Here is a 12,553-nt window from a genome sequence, read left to right on the forward strand (position 1 = left end):
CTTCGGGCGCGGCCTCAATCGCCGGCCGGGCTTTGGTTGTGGTGGGTGCCGGGGGCGGGTCTTCCGGGCTGGGGACCGGGAACGCGGTGCGGGTGCCGTTTCTCGTATGGAGTGCCCCGAACTCGCACCGCGTTCCAGAACCCCACCCTCCAGCCCCACCCCCTCCCACCGGAGAGCGACATCAGGTTCCGGGGTGCGCCTGTCTTTTTGTTTTCAGCCCGTTGGGGGCACCTCTGGGGGCACCCCCGGACGGAGTCTGGGGGAGGTAGCTGGGGGAGTTCGAGGACAACGCGCGAAGCGCGTTGCTGGGGGTCTGGGGGCTTGCCCCCACGCGGCGGAGCCGCACATCAGACGCAGCCGGGAAGGGGCGGGACTGGGGAACAGAACAGCCTGTCCGGCGCTTGAGGACGCGGCCGCAGGACGCTCCCGCCGCAGGCGGCAACGAAACCCGCACGCCGGAGGCCGAGGCGCACGCCCTAGTTTCCCCACGCGCCGGACACCTCAAAGCGGGTCCACCTGAATCGCCACCGCCTTCACCCTCGTATATTCCAGCAGCGCCGCGAACCCCTTCTCCCGCCCGAAGCCCGACTGCCGGTAGCCACCAAAGGGAAGTTCGACCCCACCGGCCGCGCTGTACGTGTTGACGAAGACCTGGCTGACCCGCAGCGCCCGGGCCACCGCGTGGGCCAGGCCGACGTCGCGGGTCCAGACGCCGGCGCTCAGGCCGTACGTCGTCGCGTTGGCCAGAGCGACGGCCTCGGGCGTGTCGCCGAACGGCGTGACGCACAGGACCGGGCCGAAGATCTCCTCCTGCGCGATGGCCGCGTCGGGCGGGACGTCGTCGAAGAGCGTCGGTTCGACGTAGAAGCCCCCCGCCGCGACCTCCGGCACTCCCCCGCCGACGACGAGCCTGGCGGCCTTGCGGCCGGCGTCGATGTGGTCGAGCACGGTGCCGCGCTGGCGGGCGGAGATCAGGGGTCCCAGGTCGGGGTCCTCGGCGCCCGGCCCGATGCGCAGCCCCGTGAACGCCTCGGCGAGGGCCGCGCTCACCTGCGCGTGGACGTCCTCGTGGACCAGGACGCGGGTGCCCGCGGAGCAGTTCTGCCCGGCGTGCTCGATGACGGAGGCGACGATCCGCGGCACGGTCACGGCCGGGTCGTGGTCGGGGAAGACGAGGTGCGGTGATTTGCCGCCGAGTTCGAGGGTGACCGGGACGATGCCGTGAGCCGCCGCCGTCATGACGGACCGTCCGGTCCGGCGGGAGCCGGTGAAGGCCAGGTGGTCGAGGCCGGGGTGCGCGGCCAGGGCGGCCCCGGCCTCCGGGCCCGTGCCGGGGACGGCGTTGAGCACGCCCGCCGGGAGGCCCGCCTCGGTGGCGAGTTCGGCGATGCGCAACGGCGTCAGGGGAGCGTCCTCGGCGGGCTTGAGGACACAGGTGTTGCCCGCCGCCAGCGCCGGGGCGAGGGTGCGGGCGGTGATCTGCATCGGGTAGTTCCAGGGGATGATGTGCCCGCACACGCCGTGCGGTTCCTGGAGGGTGTAGGCGAGCAGATCGGGGTGGTCGAGCAGCGTGCGCCCGTGGAGCGCCTCGACGGTCCCGGCGTAGAAGTCGAAGTAGCGCGCGGCGACGTCCGCGTCGGTGTACGCCTGGCTGATCGGCTTCCCGGTGTCCAGGCACTCCAGTTCGGCGAGCTCGCGGCGGTGGGCGCGCAGGGTGTCGGCGACGGCCCGGCAGGCCGCGGCGCGGGTGGCGGCCGTGGTGCGGCGCCAGGTCTTCTCGAAGGCGGTACGCGCCGCCGTCACCGCCCGGTCGATCTCGGCGGGTCCGCAGCGGCTCACCCGGACACAGGGCCGGCCGGTGGACGGGTCGAGGTCGGCGAAGGTGTCCCGGGCCGGGACCCGCCGTCCCTCGATGAACGCCTCCACCAAGGGTATTTGACGTTTCGTCATATCACTGCCGCCGTTCCGTGGTCGAGCGATCTGGCGAGGATGCCGGAGAGGTGCGAGCGGTCGACGTCGCGCGGGCAGCAGGCCAGCAGCCGCTCCTGGCGGGCCGCTCCCTCGGTGAGGGCGGGGATGTCACGGGCGGTGTAGCCGAAGTCGGAGAGCCCGCGGGGCCCTCCGGTGTCGGCGACGATGTCGAGGAGGGTCTGCGGCAGCAGGTCGACGCCGTTGCGCACGGTGGTCCCGTCCAGGCTCGCGCCGAGGAGCTCGGCGGCGCGCAGGTGCCGTTCCGGGGATGTCGCGTAGGTGAAGGCGAACGCCTCCGGAGCCGTGACGATGACGGACTCCCCGTGCGGCACCAGCGGGTGGTCGACCCGGTAGTCGCGGGGGCGGTAGTCCGTGACCAGGCCCGCGACGGGGTAGGCGCAGGCGTGCGGGATGTGCGTACCGGCGTTGCCGAAGCCCATGCCCGCGAACAGCGCGGCCCGGCTCATCCCGGCCCGCGCCTCGATGTCGTACGGATTGAGCACGGCCCTGCGCAGATAGCGCCCGACCAGCGTGAGGGCCTGCTCCGCCCAGACGTCGCTGACCGGGTTCGCGCCGACGTAGACGGGGCGGACACCCGGCGAGGCGTACGGGGGCCGCCGGTCGTAGGGGCGCGCGGTGTACGACTCGCAGGCGTGCGTCAGGACGTCGTAGCCGGAGGCGGCGGTCACGGCGGGCGGCATCGTGACCGTGTTCCACGGGTCGACGACGGCGGCGGTGGGGCGCAGCCGCGGATCGGATATGCCGGTCTTGACGCGTTCGGAGACGACACCGAGGGCGACCATGCAGGTGCACTCGCTGCCGCTGCCGGCCGTGGTCGGCACGGTGATCAACGGCTTGAGGGGCCGGGGTACGGGCGCGCCGTCGCCGATCGGCCGGTTGAGATAGCGCCGGAGCCCGCTGCCCGGACAGCTCCGCAGCAGGTTGATCATCTTCGCGGTGTCCATGGAACTGCCGCCGCCGAGGCCGATATAGCAGTCGTACTCCCTCTTTCCTAGGGAGGCGGCGGCTTCTTCGCACCCTCTGTCGGTGGGCTCGATCTCGGCTTCGTCGAAGATCGCCGTTTCCACGCCTTCCTGCTCCAGGAGTGCGCGGACTCGCTGCGGCAGTTCCAGGCGGGTGAGGTTGGGGTCGGTGACGATGAGGGCGGAGCGGGCTCCCAATTGCTGGATCTCGTGGCCGATTTCCTGTGTGGCGTGGAGGCCGTAGCGGATGGGTGGGGCTTGCCAGGTGATGACGGTCTCGTGGGTGCGGGTGGTTTGCACGGTGCCTCCTGTTGTGACCGGTGGTCTTTTTCCCCAGCCCCGGCCCTTCCCGGCTGCGTCTGATGTGCGGCTCCGCCGCGTGGGGGTGCGTGCCCCAGTCCCCGGGTGCGGGTGGTCGCCGCCTGCGGCGGGCCTTTTTCCCCTACCCGCCCCTTCCCGAAACTGGGGGCAAGCCCCCAGACCCCCGCAACGCGCTCCCGCCGCAGGCGGCGACAAACCCGCACCCGGAAACACCCCGTCACCCATCAAGCTCAGACATCCGATGCGCCGGATACCTGAACCCCGCCGCCTTCGACGGAGTCACCACCTCCCCCACCACCTCCCATTCCTCCTCCGTCAAGGAAAGCCCCACCGCCTCCACGTTCTCCCGAAGGTGACGCGACCTCCTCGTCCCAGGAATCGGCACGATGTCGCCGCCTCTCGACAGGACCCACGCCAGCGCCAGTTGGGCCACGGTGGCCCCATGCCGGCGGGCGATATCGCGCAAGGGCGCGACCACACGCAGGTTGGAGGTGAAGTTCTCGCCCTGGAAACGAGGGCTCGTGCGCCGGTAATCACCTTCGGCGAACACATCAGGTGAGGTCAGCGTCCCCGTGAGGAAGCCGCGCCCGAGCGGGCTGTACGCGACGAAGCCGATGCCGAGTTCGCGCAAGGTGGCCAGGAGGCCGTTCTCCGGGTCGCGGGACCACAGGGAGTATTCGGTCTGGACGGCGGTCACCGGATGGGTCGCATGGGCCCGGCGGACCGTGGCGGCGGACGCCTCGGACAGGCCGATGTGGCCGATCTTCCCGGCGGCGACGAGTTCGCCGAGCGCCCCGACGGTCTCCTCGATCGGCACGGCGGGGTCGACGCGGTGCAGGTAGTAGAGATCGATGCGGTCGACGCCGAGCCTGCGCAGCGAGGCGTCGCAGCACTCCCTGGCGTACTCCGGGCTGCCGTCGATGCCGAGCCAGGTGTTGCCGGGGCCGCGCCGCAGCCCGAACTTGGTGGCGACGGTGACCTGTTCGCGGAGCCCGGTGACGGCCTTGCCGAGAAGTTCCTCACCGGTGTGCGGGCCGTAGACGTCGGCCGTGTCGAGGAGAGTCACGCCGAGGCCGACGGCCTCGCGGATGGTGCGGACGGCGTCATCGGGGTCGGCGGCGCCGTAGAAGTCGGTCATGCCCATGCACCCGAGGCCCAGCGCGGAGACCTCCAGGGTGCCGAGGCGGCGGGTCGGCGGCGGCTGCGTCATGAGGCCGCGCTCACCTCCTCCAGCACCTTGGCCAGGGTCTCCATGGCCTGGTCGACCTGGGCGAGCGTGGTGGTGGCCGGGGGCACGAAGCGCAGGACGCTGCCGCCGCGGCGCACGCTGAAGATGAGTCCGGCCTCGAAGCACCGGCGGCCGATCTCGTTGCCCTCCTCGAAGGCGGGTTCCTTGGTGTCGCGGTCCTTGACGAGTTCGACGCCGACGAGCATGCCGCGCCCGCGCAGGTCACCGATGATCTCGTACCGCTCCATGAGCGCGGTCAGGTGCTCGCGCAGCCGGGCGCCCAGCGCGCGGGCCTTGGCGGGGACGTCCTCCTCGACGACGATGTCGATGCTGGCGGACCCGGCCGCGCACAGCAGCGGGTCGTTGCTGTGCGAGCGGGTGACGGTCAGTCCGGTCTCGACGACCTTGTCCTCGATCGCGTCGGTGGTGGTGACCGAGCTGATGCCGACGCCGCCGCCGAGGTGTTTGGCGAGGGTGACGATGTCGGGGACGATCTCCTCGTCGGTGAAGCCGAACATCGTGCCGAGCTTGCCCAGGCCCGTCTGCTCGTCGTCGACGACCAGCAGCATGCCGCGCTCGTGGCACAGCTCCCGCAGCCGCGCCAGCCAGCCCTTCGGCGGGTCGATGACGCCGCCCGCGCTGAAGAGGGGTTCGGTGATGACGGCGGCCGGCTGGTCGGTGGCCTGGGCGTCGACGAGCTCGAAGCTCGCGTCCAGGCAGGCGAGGCCGCAGGAGGGGAAGGACTTGGCGAGCGGGCAGCGGTAGCAGTACGGGGCGAGGAGGGCGTACGAGTCGCCGGACAGCGGGCCGTGGCCGCGCCGCCAGCCCGCGAAGGTGACCGACCGGGCGCTCGCGGACAGCCCGTGGTAGCTCACGTGCGGGCTGAAGATCTCGCGGCCGCCGGTGTAGATCCGGGCGAGCAGCAGGGCCAGTTCGTTGGCGTCGGCGCCGGACTCGCCGAAGAGGCTGCGGGTGAGCGGATCGGGCAGCAACTGGCCGAGTTTGGCCGCGAGTTCGATCTCCTTGACGTTGAAGTGGCTGCTGTGGGCGTGCAGCATCGTCTCGCACGCCTCCTGGACGGCGGCGAGGATGCGCGGGTGGTTGTGGCCCAGCGCGGCGCACATCTGGCCGGAGTTGAAGTCGAGGTAGTCGTTGCCGTGGAGGTCGGTGACGACGGAGCCGCGCGCGGACGCGAAGACGGGCCCGGAGAAGGCGCTCGTGTCGATGCGGCCGCGGAAGCTGTACCGCTGAGCGGTGTCCAGCAGCTCGCGTTCGCGCAGGCCGGGGTCGGGCGCGCCCGCGGGCCGGCCGGAGTGCTCAACTGTGGTCATCACGATCTCCCTGTTCTTTCGGGCCTTCTGTCGGACCTGCCGCCGTCTCGAGGGCGGCCTCGCACACCGCCGCCAGTTCGGACACGTGGGTGGAGAACAGCGTCCAGTGGTCGCCCGGCACCTCGACGGCGCGGAACCGGCCGCCGGCCGCGTAGGGGCCCCACCCGTATGCCTCCGGGCCGGTGCCGCCCGGGCCGTGGGTTCCCTCGCGGGTGTGGATGAGCGTCATGTCACCGGCGTACGGCGGGGGTTCGTAGCCGGACATGGCGCGGGCGTTCTCCGGATAGACGGCGGCGAAGCGGCGCACCTGCCGCGAGGTGAGGCCGGAGCGCTCGCCGCCGGCGCGGCGGCAGATCTCGGCGGCCGCGGCGTCCACCTCCTCGTAGGGCGCGGTGACCGGCGGGTCCTGGCCCAGGGCGCGGGAGACGAACTCCACGGCCCGGGCGCGGATCGCCGGCATGTCGGGCGGACGCAGGTCGCAGTCCAGGAGCAGCACATGGCCGACCCGTTCGCCCTCGGCGGTGAGGGCGGCCGCCATCTCCAGGGCCACGGCACCGCCCATGGAGTAGCCGCCGAGGAGGTACGGGCCGTGCGGCTGGACGCGGCGCATGTGGCGGATGTAGCGGGCGGCCATGGCGGGGACGGTGCGGTCGGCGCGGGTCGCGTCGCTGCGGCCGACGGACTCGAAGCCGTACAGCCGGACGCGGTGTTCGAGGCGGCGGGCGAGCTGTCCCAGCACCAGGACGTGGCCGCCCATGCCGTGCACACAGAACAGCGCGGGCCGCCGGCTGCCGGGCGGCGCGAAGCGGACCAGGGTGCGTTCGGCGGCGTCCTCGGGGGTGCTGGTGGCGATCCAGTGGGCCATGCGGCGCACGGTCGCGAACTCGGCGGCGCCGCGCCGGGGCAGCCGCACCCGCAGGTCGTTCTCGACGCTGGCGACGAGTTCGGCGGCGAGCAGGGAGTCGCCGCCGAGGTCGAAGAAGTTGTCGTCCATGCCGACCGGGGTCCCCAGGACGCGCGTCCAGACGTCGCCGAGGGTCTTCTCCAGGCCGGTGCGCGGCTGCCCGGCGGGGTGCTCCCCCGTGGTGGCGGTCATCGGCGGACCGCCCCGAACGGGGCCGGGACGCGGGCGATCTCGTCGAGTCCGCCGTGCAGATAGGCGTCCCTGGCCGTGCTCCGGCGGATCTTGCCCGCGCTGGTCTTGGGCACGGTGCGGCGCCGGATCAGGACGAGTTCGGCCAGGCGCAGGCCGCACGCGCGTACGACGGCCCGGCCCGCGGCGGCTCCGACGGCGGTGGCGCCGTCGGGCGTGCCGTCGTACTCGGCGACGGCGACCAGCCGGCCGCCCGCCGCGCCCTCGGTGTCGAAGGCGGCGACGCAGCCAGGCCGCAGCCGGGGGTCGGCGGACCAGACGGCTTCCTCTATGTCCTGGGGGTAGTGGTTGCGGCCGTGGACGATGATGACGTCCTTGATGCGCCCGGTGACGTAGAGCTCGCCGTCGCGCAGCAGGCCGAGGTCGCCGGTGCGGAGGTACGGGCCGGTGTCCGGCGCGTCGGCGGGGCGGGCGGCGAAGGTGGCGGCGGTGGCGTCCGGGCGCTGCCAGTATCCGGCCGCCACCCCGGGGCCGCGCACCCAGATCTCGCCCTCGGTGCCGTCCGGGCGGGTGCGCAGGGTGGCGGGGTCGACGACGCGCACCTCGGTCCCGGTGACGGCGCGGCCGACCCCGACGACGGGGGAACCGGCGTGCGCGGGCAGGGCGGTGACGCGGGCCCGGGTGCCGGGGTCGGGGCCCGAGACCATGAGGGTGGCCTCGGCGAGCCCGTACCCCGGGGCGATGCGCTCGGCGGAGAAGCCGGAGGGGGCGAAGCGTTCGGCGAAGCGCTCGATGGTCGCGCGGCGCACCGGCTCGGCGCCGTTGACGGCGAGCCGCCAGGCGGACAGGTCCAGGGCGGCGGCGCGTTCGGGGGTGGCCTTGCGGACGCACAGGTCGTACGCGAAGTTGGGCGCGGCGCTGAAGGTGCCGCCGAAGCGGGTGAGGTTCTCCAGCCAGCTCAGCGGGTCGACCATGAACTCGAACGGCGAGGAGAGGACGGCGTCGGTGCCCGTGCAGAGGGGCAGCAGGATACCGAGGATCAGGCCCATGTCGTGGTAGGGCGGCAGCCAGGACACGAGGCGGTCGTCGGGGGTGAGGCGGAAGCGGTCGGCCATCGCGGCCATGTTGGCGAGCAGTCCGGCGTGGGTGACGACGACGCCGCGCGGGTCGCCGGTGGAGCCGGAGGTGTACTGGAGGAACGCGATGTCACCGGCCGCCGCCGGGCGGCCGGGCGCGGTCGCGGCGCTGTCGTCGGGGCTGTCGTCGGCGCTGTCGATGGTGTCGGTGGCGAGGCCGGGGAGGCCGCGCAGGCCGGGGGCGCCCCGGTGGCCGGCCAGGTGCTCGGCGTCGGTGGCGAAGAGCGCGGGCCGCGCGTCGCGGACGATCGCGGCCACGCGGGCGGCGCCCGCGGGGGTGTCCGGCGGGTTCGCGGGCACGGCCACGACGCCCGCGTACAGGCAGGCGAGGAAGGCCGCGACGTACTCGGGCCCGTGCGGGTGGAGCAGCAGGACGCGGTCGCCGGGCCGCGCCCGGGAGCGCAGGGCGGCGGCGAGGGCGCGAGCGCGGGTGTCGAGCGCGGCGCGGGTCACCGCGAGGGTGTTGCCGGGGGCGTCGGGGTCGCGGGAGTCGAGGACGAAACGGAAGGCGAGTGCTTCGGGGGTCCGCCGCGCCCGGTCGCGCAGCAGCGTGTCCAGCCCGGCGGCCTGCGGCCGGGGCATCGAGCCGATCGACATGTCGTGTGCAGTCCGTTCTGTGCGCGCCGGCGGTGGATCGCGGCGGATTCCAGCGAATTCCGGCGAAATTCCAGCGAAAGGGGTCATGCGGGCCGTGGCCGCGCCTCGGGGGCGAGCCCGGCGAGCGCCGCGTGGAGGACACCGGTCCCGGCTCTCAGTACAGCGTCGCGCCAAGCGGGGTCGTCCGGGTAGAACGCCGCGCTCATCCGCCGTCCGATGCTCTCGGCGAGGGCGGGCCGGTGTTCGGGGTGCAGCCACAGCCAGTTGTCGGCGCGCAGCGCGGTGAGCACCTCGAGGCCCGGGGTCGTGCCCATCTCCAGGGTGATCGCGGTGAGCTCCGGGCCGTCGCCGAGGACGTCGGCGACCAGCCCCGCGCTGTTGCCGGTGATGGGGGTGGAGCTCGAGGTGCCGTCCTCGGAGACGGTGAGCGCGGGGCCGTACCAGGCGCGGGCGCGGTCCAGGGCGCCCGCGTCGCGGCCGCCGCGGAAGATCGGTTCGATCCGGGCCCGGGCGCCGAGCCCGGTGTGCAGGTCGACGTAGGCGACGGCCTCGGCACCGGCCGTGTAGGCGGTGACGACCTCGCGCAGCACCCGGTGCGACCAGGTGGGGGCGGTGCCGCCGTAGAAGAGCCCGTCGGGGTGGGTCCACTGGCCCTGGGTGACGGCCCGCTGGAGCGCTCGGGTGCCGTGGACGGCGGCGAACGCGGCGAGGGCGGCGTCGCCGCGGCCGTGGGCGGGGCCCTCCCAGTCGTCGGGGACGAGGGCCGCGTGCAGTTCGCCGTAGTGCGCGTTGGCCGGGGGCCGGGCGTGGTCGACGAAGTTGCGGTTGAGGTCGGTGTTGTCCTCGTCGACGCGGCGGCGGTGGGCGAAGCCGAAGGGGTTGAGGGCGTGCACGGCGACGAAGGCGACGTCGCGGACGCCGTAGGGATAGCCGTCGGCGACGAGCGCGGACTGGAGGGCGGAGCCCGCGTACCCCTCGATGCCGTGGGTGCCGCTGACGCACAGGACGACGCGGCGCGCGCCGCGCGGCCCGAAGCGGGCGACGTCGGTGCACAGGGGTTCGCCGCCGGGGCCGGTGGCGCGGGCGTTGCGGTACGAGCGCGGGGTGGCGCCGCGGGCCCTCGCGCGGGCGAGGAAGGTACGCCGGGCCGCCGCGTACGTCTCGCTGAAGTGCCGCGCCGGGTGGTGGCGGGTCACCGGACCGCTCCCCAGGCGGTGGCCGCGCTCGCGTGGAAGGCGCGCAGCAGGGCGAGCGAGGCGGCGCGGCCGCCCGCGTCGAAGACACACAGGACGCGGTCGCCGGGCCGGGTGGTGCGGGCGAAGTACGCGTTGACGGCGGCGTCCCGGCACAGGGGCCGCTCGGGGTAGAGATCGGCGGGGATCCCGATGCCGGAGATCACCCCGGTCCGGGGGTCGAAGGGGTGGCCGGGTGAGAGCAGGGCGGCGACGCTCTCGGCGCGTGCCATGCGCGCGGCGTCCTGGGGCGCGCCCGAGCAGTCGGGGTAGAGCGAGGTGCCGGGGATCCGGGTGAAGGTCCGCATGCCGCAGAGGACGACGGGGTTGTACGTCTTGAGAGCGATCAGGCGCGGCAGGTCCTCGGCGGTGCGGCCCAGCGCGTCGAAGTGGGCGCCCCAGCTGGAGCGGAGTACGGCGGTGTGCCGGAGCCGCTCGGCGACGAACTGCGTGGTGACGTGGAGCAGTTCGGCCCCGTCGGGCAGGCGGTCGGTGCGGGAGGCCAGGGCCCCGACGGCGGCGCCGGTGGCGGGGTCGACGGCCACCGTGACCAGAGCGGCGGAGCGGAACATGTCGCGGCGGAGCGCGAAGAGTTCCCGCATCCGCAGGGCGGGCAGGGCGGCGGTGAGGCCGTCGACGAGCCACTCCTCGCGCCGCGCGGTCAGCTCCCCGGGTGGCCTGAGGTGTATCAGCTCCACGTCCGTGCGGTCCCCCGTGACCGTCATCGTCTCTCCCCCGTGCTCTCGCGTGCTTCCTTGTCGGGTCCGCCGGGCCCCGGCCGTCTCATGCCTCGACGGGGGCGGGCAGGTCCAGGCGCCGCGAGGGGTCGACGGTGAGGCGGTAGAGCTCCAGGAAGTACAGCTGCCAGAGCTGGTAGATGTCCTTCAGGTGGGCGAGGGTGCGGCGCTCGTCGTCGGGGGTGCGGATCATGCCGGCCAGGACGTCCCAGACGAAGTCGTCGTGGTCGTCGTCCAGGTCGGTGCCCACGTGCGCGCGCTGCCCCTTGATCTTGTCGCGGCCGAGGGTCTTCTCCAGGTTGTCCAGCCAGGAGGGCTGGGTGCGGGTGGTGGTGTACTCCACGAAGTAGACGCTGGCGACCAGCGCGAGCGGGCTGTCCTCGTACTCCAGCCCGTACTGGAGGTAGCCGGTCAGCAGCTTGGTGGAGAGCAGCGGCTCGGTGGCGTAGATCTCCTCCTTGGTGACGCCGACCTTGGCGAGGTCCGCGGCGAAGAGGGTGTCGTGCAGCATCTCGTCCTCGGTGTAGTGCGCCCACTTCTTGGCCGTGGCCGGGTCGGTCTTGGTCCAGTGGCGCAGGGCGAGGGCGTCGAGGGTGCGCTTGCGGCGCAGCCGGAGGATGGTCTCGATGTTGTGGCGCTTGTAGTAGGCGAGGTCGATCTCCTTCGACTCCAGCTGGTGGCGGGCGAAGGGGATCGTCTCGTAGAAGTCCTTGATGCACAGGTCGAGGTAGGCGTCCACCCGGGTCCGGAATTCCCCGTTCTTCATGCGGCCCTCTCCTTTTTCTGTCCAGCGCTACTGATGGTTCGTCAATGACAGCCGCATCCCGGCCTGTTGGTCCGCCGCAGGCGACGGCTCGCCGCCGTGGCACCCAGCAGCACCTCGCCCGCGCCGTTCACGACGGCGGATCCGGGGCACAGGAAGGTGAGCGCGAAGCGGGTGAAGGGGGTCAGCCCCAGGCCGAGGTGCACCACGCCGTTCGTCGCCCCGTAGACCTCGTTGAGCCCGCAGTTGGCGGGCACGGTGTCCATCTCCGTGTGGATGCCGAAGCCGAGTTCCCACACCGGGCGGTAGCGCTCGTCGGTGTCCAGGAGCGTCTGGAGCGCCTTCGCCACGGCCGCGGCGGCGGGGTGGCCGGTCCCGGGGCGGCACGCGGTGACGGCCCCGGCGGTCACGGTGAGCACGACGGGGTGCCGGTGCAGGGGCAGCAGCTGCCGGAAGAGGGCGTCCTGGGCCTCATCGAGGGCCCGGTCGTAGCCCGCGTGCACGATGGGCCAGCCGCGCAGGGTGAGTTCGCCGTAGAGGGCGAGGCGGCGGTCCGCGTCGAAGCCGGTGATGGCCATGGGCAGCACGCTGATCTCGCCGCTGGGGGCGATCTGCTGCTCGCCCGGCGCGAGGATGCCGGCCTGGAGGTTGATCTCCAGCTCCGGGTCGTCGAGGCCGAGGGCGCAGGTGGTGCCCTGGGCGCTGTCGACGATGCGCAAGGATTCCGCCCGCTCCAGGCCCGCGAAGAACCGGTCGGCGCGGGCCGCCTGGGCCTTGGGGTCGGTGCGCTCCAGCACGGACAGGAAGTAGCGCAGGTGGCCCGGCTCCACAGGTGTCGATCCGCACGGCATGACGGCGATGCGGCGGGCCCCGACGGCCTCCGGGCCGGGTGAGGTGACGTACGCGCCGGGACGGACGACGAGCACGTCGGCGGCCTCGGGGATCCGGGTCGCCAGGAGGTCCTGGAGCGTATCGGCCGGGCGGGCGGCGACGACCAGGACCCCGTCGTGGCCGCGCGGCTCCTCGACGACGAGATCACCGGCCAGGGCCTCGTCGGTGACCAGGCAGAAGACTCCCTTGGGAGCGGTGAACTGCCGGTACGCCGCGGGGCGTACGACCAGTGGGGACGCCACGGATTCCTCCTGGGCCGGACTCGGGGAT

Annotated in this window: 10 protein-coding genes; all 10 read right to left on the minus strand. The window is 73.3% G+C overall.

Translation table 11 applies throughout. From position 1 onward, the window contains the following. Nucleotides 1-501: 501 nt before the first annotated feature. Nucleotides 502-1,950, minus strand: a complete 1,449-nt coding sequence (locus ACZ4A5_RS11085; protein WP_467581269.1) for an aldehyde dehydrogenase family protein — start codon at nucleotides 1,948-1,950, stop codon at nucleotides 502-504. Further along, a complete protein-coding gene (locus ACZ4A5_RS11090; protein WP_467581272.1) occupies nucleotides 1,947-3,254 on the minus strand; it encodes a hydroxyacid-oxoacid transhydrogenase in 1,308 nt (435 codons plus the stop codon). The genes ACZ4A5_RS11085 and ACZ4A5_RS11090 overlap by 4 nt, the downstream gene beginning before the upstream one ends. A gap of 238 nt (nucleotides 3,255-3,492) precedes the next feature. Then, complete coding sequence (locus ACZ4A5_RS11095; protein ID WP_467581275.1) at nucleotides 3,493-4,485, minus strand: aldo/keto reductase; 993 nt, start codon at nucleotides 4,483-4,485, stop codon at nucleotides 3,493-3,495. Continuing rightward, nucleotides 4,482-5,834, minus strand: coding sequence for an aspartate aminotransferase family protein (locus ACZ4A5_RS11100; protein ID WP_467581278.1), 1,353 nt, complete (start codon nucleotides 5,832-5,834; stop codon nucleotides 4,482-4,484). Before ACZ4A5_RS11100 ends, ACZ4A5_RS11095 begins: the two co-directional genes overlap by 4 nt. Then, on the minus strand, nucleotides 5,821-6,930 hold the full coding sequence (locus tag ACZ4A5_RS11105) for a thioesterase domain-containing protein (protein WP_467581281.1): 1,110 nt from the start codon (nucleotides 6,928-6,930) through the stop codon (nucleotides 5,821-5,823). The genes ACZ4A5_RS11100 and ACZ4A5_RS11105 overlap by 14 nt, the downstream gene beginning before the upstream one ends. Continuing rightward, nucleotides 6,927-8,660 (minus strand): fatty acyl-AMP ligase, encoded by a 1,734-nt coding sequence (locus ACZ4A5_RS11110; RefSeq protein ID WP_467581283.1) that lies wholly within the window; start codon nucleotides 8,658-8,660, stop codon nucleotides 6,927-6,929. Before ACZ4A5_RS11110 ends, ACZ4A5_RS11105 begins: the two co-directional genes overlap by 4 nt. A gap of 83 nt (nucleotides 8,661-8,743) precedes the next feature. Then, nucleotides 8,744-9,856, minus strand: a complete 1,113-nt coding sequence (locus ACZ4A5_RS11115; RefSeq protein WP_467581286.1) for a M14 family metallopeptidase — start codon at nucleotides 9,854-9,856, stop codon at nucleotides 8,744-8,746. After that, a complete protein-coding gene (locus ACZ4A5_RS11120; RefSeq protein ID WP_467581289.1) occupies nucleotides 9,853-10,617 on the minus strand; it encodes a hypothetical protein in 765 nt (254 codons plus the stop codon). Before ACZ4A5_RS11120 ends, ACZ4A5_RS11115 begins: the two co-directional genes overlap by 4 nt. A 58-nt stretch (nucleotides 10,618-10,675) precedes the next feature. Further along, entirely contained in the window at nucleotides 10,676-11,395 is a 720-nt protein-coding gene (locus ACZ4A5_RS11125) for a hypothetical protein (RefSeq protein ID WP_467581292.1), read from the minus strand. Between the two features lie 41 nt (nucleotides 11,396-11,436). Then, nucleotides 11,437-12,525, minus strand: coding sequence for a hypothetical protein (locus ACZ4A5_RS11130; protein ID WP_467581294.1), 1,089 nt, complete (start codon nucleotides 12,523-12,525; stop codon nucleotides 11,437-11,439). Between the last annotated feature and the right edge of the window lie 28 nt (nucleotides 12,526-12,553).

Source organism: Streptomyces sp. NPDC025618 (genome assembly GCF_055558795.1).